This is a genomic window from Promicromonospora sp. NPDC110617 (assembly GCF_055598465.1).
Map to the genome: position 1 here is coordinate 525493 of NZ_JBVKBM010000003.1, position 22187 is coordinate 547679.

General features: G+C 74.8%; 21 protein-coding genes and 1 riboswitch. Of the genes, 17 read left to right on the plus strand and 4 right to left on the minus strand.

What is annotated here, in order from left to right:
- Positions 1-82: 82 nt before the first annotated feature.
- Positions 83-2401, plus strand: coding sequence for a primosomal protein N' (locus ACZ7LE_RS20085; protein WP_470405010.1), 2319 nt, complete (start codon positions 83-85; stop codon positions 2399-2401).
- Positions 2398-3081, plus strand: coding sequence for an HAD family hydrolase (locus ACZ7LE_RS20090; protein ID WP_470405011.1), 684 nt, complete (start codon positions 2398-2400; stop codon positions 3079-3081). Before ACZ7LE_RS20085 ends, ACZ7LE_RS20090 begins: the two co-directional genes overlap by 4 nt.
- Positions 3082-3107: 26 nt before the next feature.
- Here ACZ7LE_RS20090 and ACZ7LE_RS20095 read toward each other — a convergent pair whose 3' ends face one another.
- Positions 3108-3842, minus strand: coding sequence for a hypothetical protein (locus ACZ7LE_RS20095; protein WP_470405012.1), 735 nt, complete (start codon positions 3840-3842; stop codon positions 3108-3110).
- Positions 3843-4000: 158 nt separating this feature from the next.
- Between ACZ7LE_RS20095 and ACZ7LE_RS20100 the strand changes: the two genes are divergently transcribed.
- The 3 genes from ACZ7LE_RS20100 to ACZ7LE_RS20110 are packed head-to-tail and all read left to right on the plus strand — an operon-like array spanning position 4001 to position 7582.
- Positions 4001-5032 carry a hypothetical protein gene (locus tag ACZ7LE_RS20100; protein WP_470405013.1) on the plus strand — a complete coding sequence of 344 codons (1032 nt, stop codon included), beginning with the start codon at positions 4001-4003 and terminating at the stop codon, positions 5030-5032.
- A gap of 4 nt (positions 5033-5036) precedes the next feature.
- Positions 5037-6041 (plus strand): methionyl-tRNA formyltransferase, encoded by a 1005-nt coding sequence (gene fmt / locus ACZ7LE_RS20105; RefSeq protein ID WP_470405014.1) that lies wholly within the window; start codon positions 5037-5039, stop codon positions 6039-6041.
- Positions 6038-7582 carry an RsmB/NOP family class I SAM-dependent RNA methyltransferase gene (locus tag ACZ7LE_RS20110; protein WP_470405015.1) on the plus strand — a complete coding sequence of 515 codons (1545 nt, stop codon included), beginning with the start codon at positions 6038-6040 and terminating at the stop codon, positions 7580-7582. The genes fmt and ACZ7LE_RS20110 overlap by 4 nt, the downstream gene beginning before the upstream one ends.
- A 99-nt stretch (positions 7583-7681) precedes the next feature.
- Here ACZ7LE_RS20110 and ACZ7LE_RS20115 read toward each other — a convergent pair whose 3' ends face one another.
- Together ACZ7LE_RS20115 and ACZ7LE_RS20120 are read right to left on the minus strand one after the other, a co-directional pair.
- Positions 7682-8689 (minus strand): hypothetical protein, encoded by a 1008-nt coding sequence (locus ACZ7LE_RS20115; RefSeq protein ID WP_470405016.1) that lies wholly within the window; start codon positions 8687-8689, stop codon positions 7682-7684.
- A gap of 118 nt (positions 8690-8807) precedes the next feature.
- A complete protein-coding gene (locus tag ACZ7LE_RS20120; protein ID WP_470405017.1) occupies positions 8808-9236 on the minus strand; it encodes a DUF1761 domain-containing protein in 429 nt (142 codons plus the stop codon).
- Between the two features lie 36 nt (positions 9237-9272).
- Here ACZ7LE_RS20120 and rpe point away from each other — a divergent pair, with 36 nt between their 5' ends.
- The 12 genes from rpe to ACZ7LE_RS20180 all read left to right on the plus strand — a co-directional run bounded on the left by rpe (position 9273) and on the right by ACZ7LE_RS20180 (position 19718).
- Entirely contained in the window at positions 9273-9935 is a 663-nt protein-coding gene (rpe, locus tag ACZ7LE_RS20125) for a ribulose-phosphate 3-epimerase (RefSeq protein ID WP_470405018.1), read from the plus strand.
- 231 nt (positions 9936-10166) lie between these two features.
- Positions 10167-11354: a sensor histidine kinase gene (locus ACZ7LE_RS20130; RefSeq protein WP_470405019.1), complete on the plus strand. Its 1188-nt coding sequence runs from the start codon at positions 10167-10169 to the stop codon at positions 11352-11354.
- A complete protein-coding gene (locus ACZ7LE_RS20135) occupies positions 11351-12148 on the plus strand; it encodes a response regulator (RefSeq protein ID WP_470405020.1) in 798 nt (265 codons plus the stop codon). The genes ACZ7LE_RS20130 and ACZ7LE_RS20135 overlap by 4 nt, the downstream gene beginning before the upstream one ends.
- Positions 12149-12233: 85 nt before the next feature.
- Entirely contained in the window at positions 12234-12926 is a 693-nt protein-coding gene (locus tag ACZ7LE_RS20140; RefSeq protein WP_470405021.1) for a DUF2306 domain-containing protein, read from the plus strand.
- Positions 12927-13011: 85 nt separating this feature from the next.
- Positions 13012-13148, plus strand: a riboswitch (FMN riboswitch).
- 232 nt (positions 13149-13380) lie between these two features.
- Entirely contained in the window at positions 13381-14493 is a 1113-nt protein-coding gene (gene ribD, locus ACZ7LE_RS20145) for a bifunctional diaminohydroxyphosphoribosylaminopyrimidine deaminase/5-amino-6-(5-phosphoribosylamino)uracil reductase RibD (protein WP_470405322.1), read from the plus strand.
- Positions 14493-15110, plus strand: coding sequence for a riboflavin synthase (locus ACZ7LE_RS20150; RefSeq protein WP_470405022.1), 618 nt, complete (start codon positions 14493-14495; stop codon positions 15108-15110). Before ribD ends, ACZ7LE_RS20150 begins: the two co-directional genes overlap by 1 nt.
- Positions 15107-16534 carry a 3,4-dihydroxy-2-butanone-4-phosphate synthase gene (gene ribB, locus ACZ7LE_RS20155; RefSeq protein ID WP_470405023.1) on the plus strand — a complete coding sequence of 476 codons (1428 nt, stop codon included), beginning with the start codon at positions 15107-15109 and terminating at the stop codon, positions 16532-16534. The genes ACZ7LE_RS20150 and ribB overlap by 4 nt, the downstream gene beginning before the upstream one ends.
- Positions 16531-17034: a 6,7-dimethyl-8-ribityllumazine synthase gene (gene ribH, locus ACZ7LE_RS20160; protein WP_470405024.1), complete on the plus strand. Its 504-nt coding sequence runs from the start codon at positions 16531-16533 to the stop codon at positions 17032-17034. Before ribB ends, ribH begins: the two co-directional genes overlap by 4 nt.
- 187 nt (positions 17035-17221) lie before the next feature.
- Positions 17222-17899, plus strand: a complete 678-nt coding sequence (locus ACZ7LE_RS20165; protein ID WP_470405025.1) for a hypothetical protein — start codon at positions 17222-17224, stop codon at positions 17897-17899.
- 92 nt (positions 17900-17991) lie between these two features.
- Entirely contained in the window at positions 17992-18255 is a 264-nt protein-coding gene (locus ACZ7LE_RS20170; protein ID WP_108494143.1) for a phosphoribosyl-ATP diphosphatase, read from the plus strand.
- Positions 18256-18360: 105 nt separating this feature from the next.
- Positions 18361-19224, plus strand: coding sequence for an ATP phosphoribosyltransferase (gene hisG / locus ACZ7LE_RS20175; protein WP_470405026.1), 864 nt, complete (start codon positions 18361-18363; stop codon positions 19222-19224).
- A 5-nt stretch (positions 19225-19229) separates the two neighbouring features.
- Positions 19230-19718 (plus strand): PH domain-containing protein, encoded by a 489-nt coding sequence (locus tag ACZ7LE_RS20180; RefSeq protein WP_470405027.1) that lies wholly within the window; start codon positions 19230-19232, stop codon positions 19716-19718.
- 84 nt (positions 19719-19802) lie between these two features.
- On the opposite strand, the gene ACZ7LE_RS20185 is transcribed toward ACZ7LE_RS20180, so the two are convergent.
- Complete coding sequence (locus ACZ7LE_RS20185) at positions 19803-21764, minus strand: DEAD/DEAH box helicase (protein ID WP_470405028.1); 1962 nt, start codon at positions 21762-21764, stop codon at positions 19803-19805.
- Positions 21765-22187 lie beyond the last annotated feature (423 nt).

The window sequence follows — 22187 nt, forward strand, 5'->3', positions numbered from 1 at the left end:
GGCCTCGCCATCGGACTGACCGGCACCTGTGCCCGCCCTCGTGCCGCCGCCGAGTGTGGGTGGCGCATGGTGGGATAGGGAGGTGAACGGGGACGTGGACGAGGCGCTGCTCGGGCTGGACGAGGTGGGCGGTGTGCCCGCACGCGGCGGGAGCAAAGGCGTCGGCAAGGCCAAGTCTCCGGGCCCGCTCGACCATGCCGAGACCAACGGCATCCCGATCGCGGAGAACCTGCCGGTCGCGCGCGTCGTGCTGGACCTGCAGCCGGCGCACCTCGACCAGCCGTACGACTACCTCGTCCCCGCCGCGATGGCCGACGACGCCCAGCCTGGCGTGCGGATCAAGGCGCGGTTCGGGCGGCAGGACGTCGCGGGGTACGTCGTCGCGCGCCAGGAGACGTCGGACCACGACGGCCGGCTCGTGCCGCTGCGCAGGGTGGTGTCGGGCGAGCAGGTGCTGACGCCACAGGTGCTCGAGCTGTGTCGGGCCGTGGCCGACCGGTACGCGGGCACGCTCGCCGACGTCCTGCGCCTGGCCCTGCCGCCGCGGCACGCGCGCGTGGAGAAGGAGCCGGAGAAGGAGCATGCGCCGGAGGCTGCCGACGTCCCTGCAGCTGACGTCCCGGCCGACCCTGCCGTCGCGCCGTCGTCGTCCGCGTGGGTCCCGTACCGGGGCGGCGAGGCGTACCTGCGCCGGATCCAGGCGGGCGAGGCGCCCCGGGCCGTGTGGTCCGCGCTGCCCGGCGTCGGAACCGGGGCGGCCTCCGGCCCCAACCCCAGCTCCGGCTCCGACACGGACACACGTACCCCGCACTGGGCCGCCGCCGTCGCGCAGGCCGTGCGGGCGTGTGCGGCGGGCGGGCGCGGGGTGCTCGTCGTCGTGCCGGACGCGCGGGACGTGGCGCGTGTGACCGCAGCCCTGGAGGGCGCCGGGGTCGCCGACGACGACGTGGTGCGGCTGCTGGCCGACGACGGCCCCGCGCCCCGGTACCGGGCGTTCCTGCGGGCGTTGCGGGGCGACGCGCGGGTGGTGGTGGGGACCCGGGCCGCGATGTTCGCGCCGGTCGCCGACCTCGGCCTGGTGGTCCTGTGGGGCGACGGCGAGGAGACGCTGGCCGAGCCGCACGCCCCGTACCCCCACGCGCGTGACGTGCTGGCGCTGCGGGCCGAGCGGGAGAACGCGGCGTTCCTGCTGGGCTCGCCGGGTCGCACCGTCCAGGCGCAGGCGCTGCTCGCCTCCGGCTGGGCGCGGGAGCTCGCCGCGCCCCGGGACGTGGTGCGGGCCCGGGCGCCCCGGGTGCGCGCGCTGACGTCCGTCGAGCTGGCGCGGGAGGGCGCCGCCGCCGCGGCCCGGCTCCCGTCCACCGCATGGCGTGCCGCGCGCGAGGCCCTGGACCGCGGTCCGGTCCTGGTGCAGGTGCCCCGCTCCGGCTACCTGCCGGTCGTGGCGTGCTCCCGGTGCCGCGTCGCCGCCCGCTGCGCGCACTGTCACGGGCCCCTGGGCCTGCCGCACGCCGACGGCGCCCCGCAGTGCACCTGGTGCGGTCGCCTGGCCGGGGGCTGGCGGTGCGAGGAGTGCGGGTGGACGGGCCTGCGGTCGGTCCGCGTCGGCTCGGCCCGCACCGCGGAGGAGCTCGGCCGGGCGTTCACGGGCGTGCCGGTGCGGCTGTCGGCGGCGTCCGCCCCGGGGGGCGTGATCGACGCCGTCCCGGCCACCCCCGCGCTCGTCGTGGCCACCCCCGGCGCCGAGCCCGTCGCGGACGGCGGCTACGCCATCGCACTCCTGCTCGACGCCGCCGTGATGACCGGCGGCACCGGTCTCGCCGCGGGCACGGAGGCCCTGCACCGCTGGCTCGCGGCGTCGTCGCTGGTCCGCCCTGGACCGGAGGGACAGGTGCTGCTCGTGGGCGACGGCGCGCCCGGACCCACCCAGGCCCTGGTGCGCTGGGACCCGGCCGGCTTCGCGGGGCGGGAGCTCGACGAGCGCGCCGAGCTGCACCTGCCGCCCGCCGTCCGGGTCGCTGCCGTCACCGGGGACCGGACGGCGGTGGACGCGGTCGTCGGCCGGGTCGGGCTGCGCGAGGACCTGGGCGCGGGCTCGGGGGCGCTGGGCCCCGTCGAGATCGACCCGGAGACCCCCGGGCGGGGACCGGGCGGCCGGGGCACGGGCGCGCCGTCGGGCCGCCGGGGCGTGGGCAGCCGGGGCGGCCCGGGAAGCAACAACGGCCCGGGTGGCGGCGCAGGCTTCCAGGCGCTCGACCTGCCCGTGCGGACCGTGCTGCGGGTCCCGCTCGCCCAGGGCGACGAGCTCGCCCGTAGGCTCAAGGCCAGCCTCGCCGTGCGCTCCGCGCGCCGCGAGGGTGGGACCGTCCGTGTACAGCTCGACCCGAAGGAGATGCTGTGACCTCAGCCGACCCCGTGACCGGTGTCCCCGCGACCGACGCCCCTGTGACCGACGTTCCCGTGCCGGGCGCGCCCGTCATCGACACCGTCGTCTACGACTTCGGCAACGTCCTCATCGGGTGGGACCCCTTCGGGCCGTACGCGGGGCGTCCGCGGGCGGAGATCGAGGCGTTTTTCGAGGCCGTCGATTTCGGGTCGATCAACCACGCCGCGGACGCCGGGACGTCGTACGCCGTGCTGCTGGAGCGCGTGGGCCGGACCCACCCCGAGCAGGTCGAGGACCTGCGCCGGTACGTGGAGCACTACGAGCTGTCGCTGACCGGGCCCGTCGAGGGGTCGGCCGAGCTGGTGGCGGAGCTGAAGGGGCTCGGGCTGCGCCTGTACGGGCTGACCAACTGGCAGGCCGAGACGTTCCACAGCGCCGAGCCCGCCGCGCCCGCGATCGGGCTGATGGAGGACGTCATCGTGTCCGGCCGCGAGGGCATGGCCAAGCCGGACCGGCGCATCTTCGAGCTGGTGGTCGAGCGCTTCGGGGTGGACCCGTCCCGCGCCGTCTTCATCGACGACAAGCAGGTGAACGTGGACGCCGCACGCGGCGTCGGCTTCCACGGCGTCGTGTTCACCGGCACCGACGCCCTGCGCCACGACCTGCGCGCCCTGGGGCTCCCGGTCGCTGTGTAGCGCGCGGTCTCGCCCGTCGCGGTCGATCATCCGTCGAGGAAGACCTCGATCGTGCGCTCCTGCCCCGCCGCCGCCCGGAGCTCGTCGAGCGTGGTCGCGTCGATCTCCGGGTGGGAGTCGGCTGGGTTGTTCGCGGCGATCGCCTCCGCCACGGGCCAGGTGACCGCCCCACGGTCGTGCACGTCGCCCAGGAATGCGTCGTCGAACACGACGACCCACTCCGGCGGCGGCCAGGACTCAGGCCCCACGTGGTCCAGGAAGAGCACGACGTCGTCCAGCGCGAGCAGCTCGTCGGCCACCCGGTCACGGTCGGCCGAATCGTCGATGCTGATGTGCACCGTGACTGTCCTGCCCTCGAGCGCTGTCCCGTCCTGGTGCACAGTCAGGCCACCGAGCGAGTCGATGACCTCGTCGACCTCGAACGTCAGGTCGATCATCTCCAGGCTCGGATGCGCCGGTTCGCCTGCCTCCCAGCTGGTGAACCGGCCGAGCGCGGCCAGCTCGGAGGCGTACGCCTCACCCCCGTCGAGGTACCGGACCGACGGCAGGGCCTCGGTGACCGACCCCGGGTACCAGGCGTAGTCGGCGGACGCCGCAGGCAGGGCGAGCACCTCGGCGAATCCCGCACCGACGTCGTCGGTCCCCGGGCCCGGCCCGCCCGCCGTGCACCCGGCGCACCCTGCCAGCGCGACGGCACAGAAGAGCGCGCATGTCGCCCGGGGGACGGACGTCACCGGTCCGAGAAGCTTGAGACTGCGCATCGCGGTCCTCCAGGCGGTCCGGTCTGATACCACCCCTGTGTGCCGAGGGACGCGAACCTTGCGGGACAAGCCCGCCACGCTGCCCGCCGCGTCACGGTGCCCTTCGGCGACGGGCGAATCACCTCCCCGCCGCCGCCGGGCGGTGCCAGGCTCGCGCCATGACCTCGCCCGCCTCGAAGACCCCGGCGTCCTCGCGGACCTCCCCGGCCGCGCTGCTCACGCGCGCCGTCCGCACCAACCCGCCGCTGGCCCTCACCACCCTGCTGACGGCCGTCGTGCTGCTGGTGTGCCTCGTCGGCCTGGCCGCCGACCCGCGTCAGGTGCTCGGCGAGCCCACCTGGCTCAAGCCCGCGAAGTTCGCCGTCTCGATCTGCGTGTACAGCCTCACGCTGCTCTGGTTCCTCACCTACGTCCGGGGCCGACGGCGCCTCGTGGTGACCGTCTCCTGGATCGTCGCGGCCGCGCTGCTGATCGAACAGGCACTGATCGTGCTCCAGTCGGCGCGGGGGCTGCGCAGCCACTTCAACGTGAGCACCCCGCTCGACCAGACGGTGTACTTCACCATGGCGGGCGCCATCGCCACGCTGTGGGCCACCAACGTCGTCGTCGCCGTCGTGCTGCTCGCCCAGCGGCTGCACGACCCCGTGCTCGCCTGGGGCCTGCGCGGCGGCCTCGTCGTCGCCGTCGTCGGCATGGCCGTCGCCTTCCTCATGACCGACCCGACCCCCGCCCAGCTCGACGCCCTGCGCGACGGCGGGGACCGCGTGCTGATCGGTGCCCATACCGTGGGCCCGGCGGACGGCGGGCCTGGCCTGCCCGTGCTCGGCTGGTCCACCGTCGCCGGCGACCTGCGGGCCGCGCACTTCGTCGGCATCCACGCCATGCAGGCCCTGCCGCTCGTGGCCTGGCTGCTCGCCGTCGTGCCCGCCACCTGGCTCACGGTCCGCGACCGCACCTGGCTCGTGATCGTCACCGGCGGGACGGCGCTCGCGGTGGTCCTGCTGCTGGCCTGGCAGGCCCTGCGCGGGCAGCCGCTCACGGGCCCGGACACGCTGACCCTCGCCGTGGCCGCCGCGATCGCGCTCGGGGCCCTCGCCACCGCGGGGAGTGTGGTGCTCGTCGCCCGACGTCGCGCCGTGCCGAGCGAACCGGCCCGGCAGGGCCCCACACCTGGTGCACACCTAGACTGACCCGGTGCGTCTTCTCTTCGCCGGAACCCCCGAACCAGCCGTCGCCTCCCTGGAGGCCCTGCTCGCCTCGCGTCACGAGGTCGTCGCCGTCCTGACCCGCGCCGACGCGCCGTCGGGCCGCGGCCGCAAGCTCACGCCCAGCCCGGTGCGCGCCCGGGCCGAGGAGGCCGGGATCCGCGTCATCACCGACGTCCCGCGCGGGGACGAGTTCGTCGCCCTGCTCGAAGAGCTCCAGATCGACGCCGCCCCCGTCGTCGCCTACGGCCACATCCTGCGCCCCGCCGTGCTCGCCGTACCCCGCCTCGGCTGGATCAACCTGCACTTCTCCGTGCTGCCCGCCTGGCGCGGCGCCGCCCCCGTGCAGCGCGCCCTCATCGCGGGCGACGAGGTCACCGGCGCCACCACCTTCCTGCTCGACGAGGGCATGGACACCGGACCCGTGCTCGGCACGGCCACCGAGACCATCCGCCCCACCGACACCTCCGGCGACCTCCTCGGCCGCCTCGCCGTCTCCGGCGCCGAATTGCTCGTCGCCACCCTCGACGCCCTCGAGGACGGCACCCTCCAGCCCCAGCCCCAGCCCGCCGACGGCGTCTCCGTCGCCGCCAAGCTCACCACCGACGACGCCCGCGTCGCCTGGACGGACCCGGCGCTCGCAGTCGATCGCCTCGTGCGCGGCTGCACGCCCGCGCCGGGCGCGTGGACCGTGCTGCCGGACGGCTCCCGTCTGGGCCTCGGGCCTGTCTCGCCGCGCCCCGACGTCACCGACCTGCGGGCGGGGGAGGTGCGCGCGCTCAAGCACGAGGTGCTGGTCGGGACGGCGACGCACGCCGTGGCGCTGGGGGAGGTGCGGCCGTTCGGCAAGAAGGCCATGCCCGCGCCCGACTGGGCCCGCGGCGGCGGCCGCGCGCTCGTCGAGGCCGGGCTGGTGCTGGGCGGGACGACGCAGGACGGGTCGGCGGACGCCGGCACGGCGTCGGCCACGAACACGACGGGGGCCTCCGCATGAGCGGCTACGACGGCGATCGCGGAGGCCGCAGCGATCGCGGCGGCCGGGGCTTCGGCGACGAGCGCCGCACCTCCGCGGGACGGCAGCGCTCCGCGTCGCGGTCCCGGGGCGACCGGTCCCGCACGTCGCAGGCGCCCTCGGAGCGCCGCAAGGGCACCGACCCGGCGCGCATGGCTGCCTTCGACGTGCTGCGTGAGGTCGACGAGTCCGACGCGTACGCGAACCTGGTGCTGCCCCCGCTGCTGCGGGAGCGGCGCATCCGTGGCCGCGACGCAGGCTTCGCCACCGAGCTCACCTACGGCACGCTGCGGATGCGCGGCCGGTACGACGCGATCCTGGCGACGTGTGTCGATCGCCCGCTGTCGGGCCTGGACCCGGCGCTGCTGGACGTGCTGCGGCTCGGCGCCCACCAGCTCCTCGGCATGCGGGTGCCCGGGCACGCCGCGGTCTCGGAGACGGTCGGGCTCGCGCGCAACCGGGTGGGCGCCGGGCCCGCGCAGATGGTGAACGCCGTGCTGCGCCGGGTCTCGGAGCGGCCCCTCGACGAGTGGCTGTCGATCCTGGAGAAGGAGGCGCCGGACGCCCTGAGCGGCCTCGCGACCACCGAGTCGCACCCGCTGTGGATCGCCCGCGCGCTGCGCGAGGCGCTGGCGGGCAACGGCCGCGGCGCCGACGAGCTCGGCGACCTCCTGGCCGCCGACAACGCCGCCCCGCGCGTCACCCTCGTGGCACGGCCGGGCCTGGTGGAGGCCTCCGACGAGGACGCCTGGGGCGACGTCGACCTGGTCGCCGGCCGCTGGGCGCCCACGGCGCTGCGCCTGGAGGGTTCGGACCCGTCGGGCATCCCCGCGATCCGGGAGGGTCTCGCGGGTGTCCAGGACGAGGGATCGCAGCTGGTCACCCTTGCGCTGGCCGGCGTGCCGCTGGACGGCGCCGACCGTCGCTGGCTGGACCTGTGCGCCGGCCCGGGCGGCAAGGCCGCCCTGCTCGGCGCCCTCGCCGCCGAGCGGGGCGCGACCCTGGTCGCCAACGAGGTGGCGCCGCACCGCGCGCGCCTGGTCGCGGGGGCCCTGGCCGCGCTGCCCGACGGCGTGGTCGAGGAGGTGCGCACCAGCGACGGGCGCGAGGTCGGTACAGAGGAGCCCGGGGCCTACGACCGTGTGCTGGTCGACGCGCCGTGCACCGGCCTGGGCGCGCTGCGCCGCCGGCCCGAGAGCCGGTGGCGGCGCACGCCGTCGGACCTCGCCGCGCTCACCGGGCTGCAGCGCGAGCTGCTCGCCTCCGCGCTGGACGCCGTCCGGCCCGGGGGAGTGGTCGCGTACGTGACGTGCTCGCCGCACCTGGCCGAGACGCAGCTCGTGGTCGCCGACGTGCTGAAGAGGCGCGCCGACGTCGAGCGGCTGGACACCCCGGCCGCGGTGCGGTCCGCGGTGCGCCCCGGCGCGGACATCCCGCTGTCCGACCGTGACGACGTGCAGCTCTGGCCGCACGTCCACGGGACGGACGCGATGCACCTGACGCTGCTGCGGCGCACGGCGTAGCAGCAGCGGCTCGTCCGGGGCCGAGGGGGCGGGCCTCCGCGCAGGGGTCAGGTTGCGGAGAGTGGACAGCGTCTACTCTCCGCAACACAGTCCGCAGCGCTACTTGCTCTGCGGGCGCGCATCGACAGTTCGCCTATGGGTGAGCCTGTCGGGTCGGGGCCGCCGGACGAGGGCGACAACAGCCATCGGGACCGTCAGCACCGCCGTCGCCGCGAACACGCCGAAGAAGGCAACGGGAATCCAGGTGTCAGCCGGAAGGGCTTCCTGGTCGGCAAGCCGGGCGATATGTGGCGCGGTCTGCGCATAGATGATGCTGACGGACTCACCCTCGTAGTGCACACGGCCTTGGGCGTGGACAGAGGCGCCGGACTCCCTTCCGTCAGGGAGCCTGAACGTCACGTCGAGCCATCCGCCGTCGTCGGCCGCCCAGGTGCTCTCCTCGACGATCGCCTGGGTGGCGACTCCGGAGGTCTCGAGCGCATCCGCCCTCTTGATGGCATCCGCGGCGAACAGCCCTGAGATCACGGTGCCGGCGACAGGCGCGACGATCAGGAGCAGCAGGATCTGAGGGGGCTCCATGCCGGCGAGGAGTCGGCGGCGCGGCTTCGCGGACAGTTCAGCTTCCGGTGGCCGCCGAGCCGGCGCGGGAACGCCGCGGTAACGCGCCCAGGCGCGGCGGCAGAGTTCGCCGAGCGGCAGGAGCAGACCGAGCAGGGCCAGGAGACACGCCAGGTCGATGGCGACGAAAACGAGGTCGCTGCTCGCGATCAGTGGCTGGTCGACAACGGCGATTCGTCCTGGAGCGAGGGGGTCGACGACCACGTCGACCCGGTCGCCGACGGAGAAGCCCTGCCCGGGGTCGAGGACCGACTCGAAGTACGGCGGGTCAACGGGTCGGACGTCGGCCGTGTCGGCGGAGCGGCGCATCCGGTTGACCTCGGTGACCTGTGCCTCGACCTGTACCCCGCGGTCCGCGAGGATCTGCCGGTCCCTGAGGTGTTCGTACGTGAGATAGGCAGGGAGCGTCGTGGCGAGGACCACGAGGACGACGGCACCCACCAGCCCGCGGGTGCTGGCTCTTCTGAGTCCGGTGAGGTCGATCCTCACCGGAGAGGTGCCTGATGCTCGGTCACGCAGCGGAGGCTAGCGCCTCACGTGTCGGTTTCGGGGTGATCGTCCGGACGACGCGCGGGTGAACCTTCGCACCCGGCCTCTGGTGGTAGGGCTACACGCCCGCCGGCGGCCACACCCCGATGATCACGGCCATGACCAGGATCGTGACCAGCTCGTGCGCCAGGTTCAGCGTGGTGAGCTGCGGCGGGCGGCCCTCGAAGGCGTCGTGCGTGATCATCCGGGCCGCGGTGAAGCCGATCCAGAGCAGCACGCCGGTCACGACCGCCGCGCTGAAGAAGCTGCCCTCGTAGAACCGCCAGGCGATGAAGACGGCGCCGGCGAGCACCCACGCGGTCAGGAAGCTGACGATCACCGTCACGACGATCGGCCAGACGCCGCGGGCCTCGGCGGCCTCCCGGTCCACGTGAGCCAGCCGCATCCAGCGGGTGCCGAACACCTTCGGCGTGTACCAGACGGAGCCCACCACGAGCGTGGAGAGCGTGGCCACGATCACGGCCCAGTAGTTCACGTCGGGGATCATCGTCGCTCCCTGTCGGTCGGCCTCTAGGCTGGCATCATGGCAGCACTCATCGCCCCCAGCATCCTGTCCGCCGACTTCGCGAACCTCGAGCGTGACCTCGGCCGGATCGCCGACGCCGACTACGCGCACGTCGACGTCATGGACAACCACTTCGTGCCGAACCTGACGCTGGGGCTGCCGATCTTCGAGCGCCTCGCCAAGGTGTCGCCGATCCCGCTCGACGCCCACCTCATGATCGAGAACCCGGACCGGTGGGCGCCGGCGTTCGCGGAGGCGGGGGCGGCGTCCGTCACCTTCCACGCGGAGGCCGCGCAGGCGCCCGTCCGCCTGGCCCGCGAGCTGCACCGGCTCGGCGCGCGCGCGGGCGTGGCGCTGCGCCCGGCCACGCCCGTGGAGCCGTTCCTCGACCTGCTGGCCGAGATCGACATGATCCTCGTGATGACGGTCGAGCCGGGCTTCGGCGGGCAGTCGTTCATCGAGGGCACGCTGCCCAAGATCCGGCGCGCGCGCCAGGCCGTGAGCGAGTCCGGGCTGGACGTGTGGATCCAGGTCGACGGGGGAGTGTCGCGGGACACGATCGAGCGTGCGGCCGACGCCGGCGCGAACGTCTTCGTGGCGGGCTCGGCGGTGTACGGGGCCGAGGACATCCCGGCGGAGATCGCGACGCTCCGCGAGCTGGCGGACAAGCACACCCACTGACAGTCCCGGTCACCCCCTCCCGCTGAGTGCTGGGTATTCGCGTTCTTTCGTGTGCCAGAAAGGCAGATACCCAGCACTCAACTTTGGCCCTCCCGGGCAGAAATAGTGTGCCAAGCGCGTCGCGCAACGCAGTCGGGTTCGCGGCGGCCGCACCAGGCAGCCCCGGCAGGGGAGGGCGGCTCGTACTTCTGGCTGATCCCGCGCGGCGGCCGGCGCTCGTAGCATGAGGCCGTGTCCGCCATCCGTCCGGTCTGGGACGAGCCGCAGCCCGCCGACGTTCCCGCGCGGGCGTGGTGGGACTGGGCGCTGGTCGGCACGTTCGTCGCCGCGGCGCTGATCGAGGGGATCGCGCGCCCCGACGTGCCGGGGCGCTGGCTGCAGGTCGCCACCGTCGTGGTGCTGGCGCCGACCCTGCTCTGGCGCCGTGCCTACCCGCTTCTGACGGTCGCGATCGCGTTCGTCGGGTCCGGGATCCCGGCCGTGCTCCTGGGCCGCGAGCTGGACCTCGCCGCCGGCGTCTTCCAGCTCGTGCTCGCGTACGCCCTGTTCCGCTGGGGGAGCGGGCGCGCGGTGGTGCTCGGCGGCGCGCTGATCCTGGCCAAGGTGGGCGTCAACGCCGCCCTCGGCTTCCTGAGCTGGACCGACGTCGCGGCCGGCCTGCTGATCCTCGCCGCAGCCTTCGCGCTCGGCCTCGCGTTCCGCTATCGCGCCGGCGCCCGCCGCCGGGAGCGCGAGCAGGTCGCCCTCCTGGAGCGCGAGCGCCTCGCGCGCGATCTGCACGACGTCGTCGGACACCACGTCTCGGCCGTCGCGGTCCGGGCGCAGGCCGGCATCGCGGTGTCGCGCACCGACCCCGCCGCCGCGGTCGAGGCCCTGCGGGTCATCGACGGCGAGGCCACGCGCGCCCTCGCCGAGATGCGCACGCTCGTCCGCACGCTCCGCTCGGACGAGGCACCCGCCGCGGGCCCGGGCCTGCCCGCCGAGCGCGCGCCGGGTCCCACGCTGGCGGACGTCGAACGGCTCGCCGACACGGCGCCACCGCCCGTCGAGGTGGCTCTGGAGGTGGCCGCGGAGGGCGACGCCGGCCGGGTGCCCGCAGCCGTCGCCGCCGCGGTGCACCGCATCGCGCAGGAGTCGGTGACCAACGCCCGCCGGCACGCCCGCGGCGCCACGCGCATCGCCGTCCTGGTCACGGTCGGCGAGCGGTCCGTGCGGCTCCACGTGTCCGACGACGGGGCCGCGCCGGCCCGGCCTCCCCGCGACGGGTTCGGGCTGGCGGGGATGCGCGAGCGTGCGGCGCTGCTCGGCGGCGCGCTGTCGGCCGGGCCGGACGACAGCGGCGGGTGGACTGTCGAGGCTGAGCTGCCGCTGTCCGGCAGCGCCCGTCGGCAGGCGCCCCGGCCGGGTGGAACCGCATGACCGCCGACGACGCGGCCGCTGGGCCCGCCGCTGCGCCCGGCACTGAGCCCGTTACTGCGCCCATCACCGTGCTCGTCGCCGACGACCAGGAGATCGTCCGCACCGGGCTGGCGATGATCCTGGACGCGGAGCACGACATCCAGGTGGTCGCCCAGGCGGCCGACGGGCGGACGGCGGTCGAGCTGGCGCGCCGGCTGCGGCCCGACGTCAGCCTGCTCGACATCCGGATGCCGGGGCTGGACGGGATCGAGGCCACGGTGCTGCTCGCCGGGCACGAGGTCGCCGACCCCCTTGCCGTCGTCGTCATCACGACCTTCGACCTCGACGAGTACGTCTACGCCGCCCTGCGCGCCGGGGCGCGCGGGTTCCTGCTCAAGGACGCCGGCGCCGCGCTGCTGGCCCAGGCCGTCCGGGCCGCCGCGGCGGGCGACGCGCTGATCGCGCCGAGCGTCACCACGCGGTTGCTGCGGGCCTTCGCCGACGCCGCCCCGCCCGACGGCGCAGGAAGGGCCGGCTCAGGGCGGAGCGGCACGGGAGAAGCCGGCACGGGCACGACCGACGCGACCGGCGGCGTCCCGCAGCCGCTGGACCCGCTCACCGCCCGCGAGGAGGAGGTGCTCCTGGCCGTGGCCCGCGGCCGGACCAACACCGAGATCGCACGCGAGCTGTTCGTCACGCTCAGCACGGTGAAGTCCCACGTCGCCAACCTGATGACCAAGGTGGGCGCCCGCAACCGGGTCGAGGTGGCGCTCTGGGCCTACGACACGGGACGCATGCGCCCGCGCCGGCCCTGACGGGGCGCGTCTCGTACTTTCGGCCGGTCCGAAGACTGTTCCGCGGACCGATGACCCGGCCCCGCCGGGCCGCGACGCTCGGTACATGACCACACCTGAAGCGGCACCCGAGGCGGCAGCACTATCCAGGACCGCACCCGTCCCGGCACGCCGAGCCGGCCGCCACACCTGGCTCGTTCCTGCGGGCCTGCTCCTGCTGTCGGTGATCCCGGCGCTCGGCGGCTCCGCGCGACTCGCCGAGCTCGCCTCCGACCCGGTGCTCACCGAGGAGAACGCACGGTTCGTGAGTCAGCCGCTGCCCGTCGTCGTGCACATCGTGTGCGTGACGGTCTACAGCATGCTGGGCGCCTTCCAGTTCGTGCCGGGCCTGCGCCGCCGCCGCTGGCACCGGTGGGCCGGGCGGGTCCTCGCCCTGGCGGGGGTCGGCGTCGCGGTGACCGGGCTCTGGATGACGGCGTTCTACGACCTGCCGGTCAAGGACACGGCCGTGGTCAACGGCATGCGCTACCTGGTGGGCACCACCATGCTGGTGGCGATCGTGCTGGGGGTCCGGGCGGCCCTGCGCCGGGACTACGCCACCCACTCCGCGTGGATGACGCGCGCGTACGCGCTGGCGATGGGCGCCGGGACGCAGGGGCTGCTGCTCGGGCCCCTCGTGCTGGTCACCGGGAGCCTCGACCCGGTGACCAACTCGATCGGGCTGACCGCGGGGTGGGTGGTCAACATCGCGGTGGCCGAGTGGGTGATCCACCGCCGTCGGCTGCGGGAGCGCGGGTAGTCCGAACGGCCCGGCCCCGTATGTGACGCAAGCCATGGCTCCGCCGCCGGCGACGTGTGGCATGCTGACGAGCAGCAGTACGCACACACGTGCTCCGGGGTCGGTGTAATTCCGAGCCGGCGGTGACAGTCCGCGACCCGCGTCCGTCCGCAAGGACGGGCCGGTTGACCTGGTGGAATTCCAGGACCGACGGTGAAAGTCCGGATGGGAGGAAGCACGTGCGGCGGCGCCGTCCCCTGGGGCGTGCGACGCCGTGACGTCGTGCGCGCGGTCCGGGCCTTCGTGGCCCCCGGTCCGTGTACCCGTCGTCCACCCCGGAGCACCGACGCTCGGGGAGGACGGCATGAACCAGGCACCCACGGATCAGGCAGGCACGGGCCGCAGGACCGCTGATCAGACAGCACCGCACGGTCTCGAGCCCGCGGGTCTCGAGCCCGCTGGTCTCGACGCGGTGATGCGCCGCGCCCTCGCGCTCGCCGCGCTGGGCCCCGCCCACGGCCCCAACCCGCGCGTCGGCTGCGTGCTCCTGGACCCGGGCGGCCGCACTGTCGCCGAGGGGTACCACCGTGGCGCCGGCACTCCGCACGCCGAGGCCGCCGCCCTGGCGGACGCCCGGTCGCGCGGCGTGGACCCGCGCGGCACGACGGCGGTCGTGACCCTGGAGCCCTGCGCGCACCACGGCCGCACCGGCCCCTGCGCCGACGCCCTGACCGACGCCGGCGTGGCCGCCGTGTACGTCGGTGTCGGCGACCCGAACCCCGTCGCGACAGGCGGCGCGGACCGGCTGCGGGCGGCCGGGATCCCGGTGACCGTCGGCCTGCTCGCCGACGAGGGCGAGAAGCTGCTGCGCACCTGGCTGCACGCCGTCCGCACCGGCCGCCCCTACGTGACCCTGAAGCTCGCCACCAGCCTCGACGGCCGCGTCGCGGCAGCGGACGGCACGAGCCGCTGGATCACCGGCGCCCAGGCCCGCGCGCACGCCCACACGGTCCGCGCGCAGGTCGATGCGATCGCCGTCGGCTCCGGGACCGCGCTCGCCGACGACCCGTCCCTGACCGCACGCCGTGCCGACGGCGGCCTCTTCGAGCACCAGCCGCTCCGCGTGGTCCTCGGCCGCCGCGAGGTGCCCGACGACGCCCGCCTGCGCGGGCTCGGCGGGCCGCTGCTGCACCTGCAGACCCACGACCTCGACGCCGCCCTGCGCGCGCTCGGCGACCGCGAGGTGCGGCACCTGCTCGTGGAGGGCGGCCCGACGCTGGCGACCGCCCTGCTGGCCGCGGACGCCGTCGACGAGCTGCACGCGTACGTCGCGCCGGTGCTGCTCGGCGCGGGCGCCACCGCCGTCGGCGACCTCGGCGTGACCACCATCGGCGAGGCCGCGCGGTTCGCCACCGGCGACGTGACGCGGCTGGGCGACGACGTCCTGCTGGTCGCGCGTCGGCTCAAACCTGCTGCGGACCAGTTCGCTGAAGACGAGTCAGCGGCAGGCCAGTCAGCAGCAGACCAGTCAGCAGCCCTTTCCGCACAGGACGGCCGCCCCGGCCGGCGCACCCAGGAGGAGATCTGATGTTCACCGGAATCGTCGAGGAGCTCGGCTCCGTCGTCGCGCTCGTCCGTCCCGACGGCACGGACGGCGCCGCGCCCGACGCCGTCCTGACCGTCGCCGGGCCGCTCGCCACGTCCGACGCGCGTCCCGGCGACTCTATCGCCGTCGACGGCGTGTGCCTCACCGTCACCTCGGTGGCCGACGGCGCGTTCGTGGCCGAGGTGATGCCCGAGACCCTGCGGCGCACGTCGCTCGGCGGGCTGGTGCCTGGCGCCCGGGTCAACCTGGAGCGGGCGCTGCCCGCGAACGGCCGGCTGGGCGGGCACGTGGTCCAGGGGCACGTCGACGGCGTGGCGACGCTCGTGCGGCGCACGCCCGGCCCGCGCTGGGACGACCTGGAGTTCTCCGCCCCCGCCGCCCTGACCCGGTACGTCGCGGAGAAGGGCTCCGTGGCGCTGTCCGGGGTCTCGCTCACGGTGACGTGGGTGTCGGACGACGGATTCGGCGTGTCGCTCATCCCGACGACGCTCGCCGCCACGACGCTGGGCGGGCTGGCCCCGGGGGACGCGGTCAACGTGGAGGTCGACGTGCTCGCGAAGTACGTCGAACGGCTCATGGCGAGCGGGGTCGCCCGATGACCGGCGTGCGGGCGGCGGACCGCACGGGCACGGACACGCGGGGCGCGGACAAGCGGGGCACCGGTCTCGTGGAGCGCGCCCTCGTCGAGCTCGCCGCCGGGCGTCCCGTGCTGGTGGCCGACGACGCCGGCCGGGAGAACGAGGTGGACGCCGTCCTGGCCGCCGGCGTCGCGACGGCGGAGTGGGTGGCGTGGACGGTACGGCACTCGTCCGGGTACCTGTGCGCGCCGATGCCGGCGCACCGGGCCGACGCCCTGGAGCTCCCGCTCATGGTGGAGCGCAGCGAGGACCCGCGAGGCACGGCGTACACGGTGTCGGTGGACGCCGTGGGCGTGTCGACGGGCATCTCGGCCGCCGACCGGGCGCTGACCCTGCGGGTCCTCGGTGACCCGGGCTCGGGCGCGCGCGACCTGATCCGGCCCGGACATGTGCTGCCGCTGCGGGCCCGCCCCGGTGGCGTGCTGGAGCGGGCGGGGCACACGGAGGCGGCGGTGGACCTGGTGCGGCTGGCCGGCGGTACGGCCGCGGCCCACGACCTCGGCGAGGTGGGCGCCATCGCCGAGCTCGTCCGGGACGACGGCGCCATGATGCGCCTGCCGGAGGCGCAGGCCCTGGCCCGGGAGTACGGGCTCGTGGTCCTGACGGTCGCCGACCTGGTCGCGTGGCGGCGGGCGCACGACGAGGCTCCCGTCGGCGCGGCCGAGGAGCACGAGGGCGGGACCGCGCAGGCGCAGCCGGCGGACCCCTGGGTCGAGCGGGTCGCGGAGGCCGCCCTGCCGACGCAGTACGGCGACTTCCGGGTGGTGGCGTACCGCGACCTGCGGTCGGGCGCGGAGCACCTGGCCCTGACGCCCGTGGACCCGGGCCGGTCGCCGGCGTCAGGGTCAGGGTCAGGGGCGCAGCACGCGCCGGACGGCCGGCCGGCCCCGCTGGTGCGGGTGCACTCCGAGTGCCTCACGGGCGACGGCCTGGGCTCGCTGCGCTGCGACTGCGGCCCGCAGCTCGAGGCCTCGCTGCGGGCGGTGGCCGCCGAGGGCGGCGCCGTCGTGTACCTGCGCGGGCACGAGGGCCGCGGGATCGGCCTGGCGGCCAAGATCCAGGCGTACGCGCTGCAGGACGCCGGGCTGGACACCGTGGAGGCCAACGTCGAGCTGGGGCTGCCGGTGGACGCGCGCGAGTACGGCGCGGCGTCGGCGATCCTGGCGGACCTCGGCCTGGACGGCGTGACCCTCCTGACGAACAACCCGGAGAAGGTGACGGGCCTGCGCGCGGCGGGCACGGACGTCGTCGGGCGGCGCGGGCTGGTGGTGGGGCACGGGGTGCACAACCACCGCTACCTGGAGACCAAGCGGCTGGTGATGGGGCACTACACGAACGAGCACGAGCACGGGTACCAGGACGAGCACGAAGGAGCATGCGCATGAGCGGGGCAGGAGCACCCAAGGTGACGGTCGACGGCACGGGGCTGCGGGTGGTGGTGATCGCGGCGAGCTGGCACGAGCAGGTGATGGACGGCCTGCTGGCCGGTGCGCGGCGGGCCCTGGCGGCGTCGGGCGCGGAATGGACGGAGCTGCGGGTCCCGGGCTCGTTCGAGCTGCCGGTGGCCGCGGCGCGGGCGGCCGGCATCGGCGGGGGACCGGCGGCGGACGCCGTCGTCGCGCTGGGTGTCGTGATCCGCGGGGGCACCCCGCACTTCGAGTACGTGTGCTCGGCGGCGACGTCCGGCCTGACGGACGTGAGCGTGCGCACCGGGGTGCCGGTCGGCTTCGGTGTGCTGACGTGCGACACCGAGCAGCAGGCGCTGGACCGGGCCGGGCTGGAGGGGTCCAGCGAGGACAAGGGCGCGGAGGCCGTGGAGGCGGCGATCGCGACGGCGGTGACGCTCAAGGGCCTCGCAGCGACGGCGGGTCTGCAGGGTCGATGATCGGCTGCTGGGCGGCGGCGGGTGCCACGTGCCGCCGCCCGGGCCGGGAGGTCTGAGTTTCTCCTGGTCCTGATCCCCGTCTCCTCCTGGATAAATAGTGTGCCAAGCGTCTTCACACTCCCCCCAGCCAGGTACACACCGCACCAAGCAGCCGCAAGAAAGAGCCTGGTCGGCACACTGGCTGGGCATGAGAACCTCACGCGCCCGGCGGGCGGCAGCGGTACTGGTGACGACAGCTCTGGTGGGAGCTCTGGCGGGCTGTGCCTCCGAGGCTCCGGCCGGCGGGTCGCCGGGCACAGCCGGAGGAGCAGCAGGGGGAGCAGCAGGGGAGACGTCGGAGGGGGCGACCGAGGAGGCCGACCTGGTCGACGGGCTGCCCCAGGACGGCGTCGCGTGCGTCGACTGGATGCGTTTCCTCACCCCGACCGAGGCGGCGTCCGACGCGGGCGCCGTCCTCCTGGGGAAGGTCGTGCGGCACGACGGGACGGCACGGCTGTACGGCGTCGAGGCGAACCGCTGGCTGTTCGACGTCGAGGAGGTCCTGGAGCGCCCCGACCCCGAGGATGCCCGCGCGAACCCGGCCGCCGAACCGCCACCGGAGCTCGAGGTCTCCGTCGGCGATCGGGTCACGGTCGTCTCCACTCCCGAGACCTGCGGGGGAGCGGACGCCGCGTACCCCGGTGGCGACCCGCTCGACCCGGACGTGGGACAGGGCTCGGGGCCCGTGATCGTGCTGTTGTCCGGCTCGACGGACGACGGGTCCACGGACGAGCCCGTCGGGTTCCACCTGATCACGCCGTACCAGGGCGTGGTGATTCCGACGGACGACGGCGGGCTGCCGGCGGAGTGGCCGGAAGCCTCCTGAGCGACCACGGGAGCCGATGCGCCGAACGAGAGTCTGGCCACAACGTGGGACGGCAAGCGGTGGTGCCCCCCTCGCCCGACTAGGCTGAGCAGGTGAAGACCTTCGAGACCCTGTTCGCCGAGCTGACCGAGAAGGCCGAGACCCGTCCCGCGGGTTCGGGCACCGTGGCCCAGCTGGATGCGGGAGTCCATGCGATCGGCAAGAAGGTCGTGGAGGAGGCCGCCGAGGTCTGGATGGCGGCCGAGTACCAGTCGGACAGCGAGACCGCGGAAGAGATCTCGCAGCTCCTGTACCACCTGCAGGTCCTGATGGTCGCCAAGGGACTGACCCTCGAGGACGTGTACACGCATCTGTAGCGAGGCTTCCGGGTCTCGACGGGCTCGACCCCCGCTGGTCGAGCCCGTCGAGACCCCGGACCTCGCACCCAGACCCGTCGTACACCCCAGAGAGGAACCAACCACATGCTGCGCATCGCCGTCCCCAACAAGGGTGCCCTGTCCGGCCCCGCCTCCGAGATGTTGAGCGAGGCGGGCTACCGCCAGCGCCGGGACACCCGCGAGCTCGTGCTCGCCGACCCCGAGAACGACGTCGAGTTCTTCTTCCTGCGCCCGCGCGACGTCGCGGTGTACGTGGGGACCGGAACGGTCGACGTCGGCATCACCGGCCGCGACCTCATGCTCGACTCGGGCGCGGACGCCGTCGAGCACCTGGGCCTCGGGTTCGCCCGGTCCACCTTCCGCTACGCCGCCCCCGCGGGGCCCGGCGCGACCGACCCGGTGACCGAGATCGCGGACATCGCCGGGCGCCGGGTGGCGTCGTCGTACACCACGCTCGTGGCCCAGCACCTGGCGAAGCAGGGCGTCGAGCCAGCCGCGATCGTGCACCTGGACGGCGCCGTGGAGTCGAGCGTGCGGCTCGGCGTCGCGGACGTCATCGCGGACGTCGTGGAGACCGGCACCACCCTGCGGGCCGCGGGTCTGGAGGTCTTCGGCGACCCGATCCTGCGCTCCGAGGCCGTGCTGATCCGGCAGTCCGACGCCGAGCCGCCGGCCGGCCTGGACGTGCTGACCCGCCGCCTCGAGGGCGTGATCACCGCCCGGGAGTACGTGCTGATGGACTACGTGGTCCCCGAGTCCCGGCTGGAGCAGGCCGTGGCGATCACGCCCGGCAAGGAGTCGCCGACGGTCTCGGCGCAGCACCACAGCGACGCCCGTGCGGTGCGCGTCATGGTGCCGCGCAGCGAGACCAACCGGATCATGGACGCGCTGTACGACGTCGGGGCGCGCGCCATCATCGTGACCTCGATCCACGCCTCGCGGCTGTAGGACCGATGGCCGCCGGGTCGGGGAGCAGCGCGATCGGCCGCGGCCGGCGCGACGACCACTTCCGCACCTTTCGCGGCCGGTTCGGCACGCCCACGGCGTACGGCATCGCGCTGCTGTTCGCCGGCGGGTGCACGTTCGTCGCGCTGGCGGCGAGCGGCCCCGGGGCGGACGCCGCCAACCGCATCGCGATCATCGTGTTCGGGCTGCTGGGCGCCCTGGTCGCCTGGCGGTTCGGCGCCGTGCGCGCCGTCCCCGACCCATCCGGGCTCACCGTGGTCAACTACGCGACCAGCCGGCGGCTCGCCTGGCCCGAGATCGTGACGGTCCGGTTCGGGCCCAACGACCCGTGGGTGCACCTCGATCTGGCGGACGGCGACGTGCTCGCCGTCATGGGGATCCAGCGGGCCGACGGCGAGCACGGGATGGCCGAGGCGCGTCGCCTGGTGGCCCTGATCGCGGAGCTGGGCGAGGCCGCGGAGCCGGACCAGCGGTAGCAGAAGCGGGAACTGAAGCGGAAGAGAACAAAGCAGAGCGCCTGCCCCACTCGGGGCAGGCGCTCTGCTTGTCGGTCACGAGCGTCAGCGGCTGCTGCGCGCCTCGTAGTGGGCCGGGCCGCGGCCGCGGGGGCCACGCTCGCCGTCCGGACGGCGGTGGTCGCCACCGCTGCGGGGGCCACGCTCGCCGCCGCGCGGGGCGCCGCGGTCCAGGGTGATGCGCAGCGGCTTGCCGGCGACACGGGCGCGGGCCAGGCGGTCGAGCGCCTCGTTGTCCAGCGGCGCGATGATGTCCACCAGCGAGAAGTTGCCGAAGATGTCGATCTTGCCGACGTCGGCGCCGGTGATGCCACCCTCGCCCGTCAGGGCGCCGACGATCCCGCCCGGCTGCACGCCGTGCGTGTGGCCCACGGCGATGCGGTAGCGGGTGCCCCGGGCCGGACGGCGGATGCCGCGGTCGCCCTCGGAGCGGCCGCGCGTGGGCCGGTCGCCCGACCGGTCGTGGCGGTCGCCCTCGCGGGTGTTGCGCCGGGCGGCGGCGGCCTTGGCCTCGGCCCGCTCGCGCTCGTACTCCTCCTGCTCCGCACGGGCACGCGGGCCGTCGTCGCCCACCGCGAGCGCCGCCATGGCGGCTGCGACGTCGATGGGGTCGGTGCCGGTCTCGTCGGCGTAGGCGCGGATCATCTCGGTGTACATCTCGAGGCGGCCGGCCTCGCGGCGGGCGGCGACCTTGCCGAGGGTGCGCTTGACCTGGTGGGCGGAGACGTCCCGGGGGGAGGGGATCTCGACCTCTTCGAGCTGGGCGCGGATGGTGCGCTCGATGGAGCGGAGCTTGCCGCGCTCGTGGGGGGTGACGAAGGTCAGGGCCTCGCCGGTGCGTCCGGCGCGGCCGGTGCGGCCGATGCGGTGGACGTAGGCCTCGGGCTCGCCGGGGACGTCGAAGTTGACGACGAGTCCGATGCGGTCGACGTCGAGGCCGCGGGCGGCGACGTCGGTGGCGACGAGCACGTCGAGGGCGCCGGAGCGGAGGCGCTCGACGATCTTCTCGCGCTCCTTCTGGGCGACGTCGCCGGAGATGGTGGCGGCGGAGATGCCCTTCTCGATGAGGGCGGAGCCCACGTCCTCGGCGGCGCCGCGGGTGCGGGTGAAGACGATGGCGGCGTCGGCGTCGGAGGTGGCCAGGACGCGGGCCAGCGAGCCGACCTTGTGGCGGAAGGGTACGACGGCGTAGGTCTGGCGCACCGCGGTGACGGTGGAGGACTGCCGGGCGACGGCGATCTGGACCGGGTCGGTGAGGTGCTGGTCGGCGACCTTGCGGATGGCCGGGGGCATGGTCGCGGAGAAGAGGGCGACCTGGCGCTCGGCGGGTGCCTGGCCGAAGATCTCCTCGACGTCCTCGGCGAAGCCCATGCGGAGCATCTCGTCGGCCTCGTCGAGGACGAGGAAGCGGATGTCCTCCAGGCGCAGGGCGCCGCGCTCGAGGTGGTCCTTGATGCGGCCGGGGGTGCCGACGACGACGTGGACGCCGTCGCGCAGGGCGCGCTGCTGGGGCACGTAGGGGGAGCCGCCGTAGACGGGCAGGACGCGGACGTCGTCCATCTTGCTGGCGAACGACTCGATGGCGTCGGCGACCTGCATGGCGAGCTCGCGCGTCGGGGTCAGGACGAGGGCCTGGACCTTGCGCAGGGCGGGGTCGACGGCGGCGAGGAGCGGGAGGCCGAACGCGGCGGTCTTGCCGGTTCCGGTCTGGGCGACGCCGGTGATGTCGCGGCCGGCGAGGAGCTCGGGGATGGCGCGGGCCTGGATGGCCGAGGGCGTCACGAAGCCGAGCTCGGCGATGGCGGCCATGAGGGGCGCGGGCAGGTCGAGGCTCGCGAAGGTGGGGCCGGTGGGCTCGGCCGGGGCCTGCTCGGTCGGGGTCTCAGTGCTGGTGGAAGTCGCGGAGCTGGTGGCGGCCGCGGGGGCCGTCCGGTCGCCGGAGTCGGCGGTGACCTGGTCGGTCTCCTGCTCGGCAGGCGCGATCAGGTCAGGGGTGTCGATAGACATGCAGTGCTGCACCGTTCGTCGTCGGGTGGGAGTCAGGGCCGAGGTGAGGGCCCTCGCGTCGCTCGCTCCCGACACACCTTCCCCGCAGCCGAGGCTGCGGGCCTGTCTCGCACGTTGCGTGCACACACGGGAAGACGACGAACTCCAAGGGGATGTGCCACCACTGTATCGGTTGCGGGCGCCCTGAGCACAGAGGCTGGGGGCGTGACGTGCAGCACCCGGGTGATGTCGTCCGTGGTGAGGGCGTTGTGGGCGGGGTCAGGGGAGTGGCTGGTGGGGTGTGTCGTCGGCTTCGTGCCGGGCGTGTCCCGGGCGTGTCCCGGGTGGTGCGAAGGTGGTGTGCAGGGTGGTGTGCGGGGTGGTCCTGCCCGTGCGGACGGCGTGCCCGTGCGTATACGCAACGGTCGCGCCGTAGGATGGCGG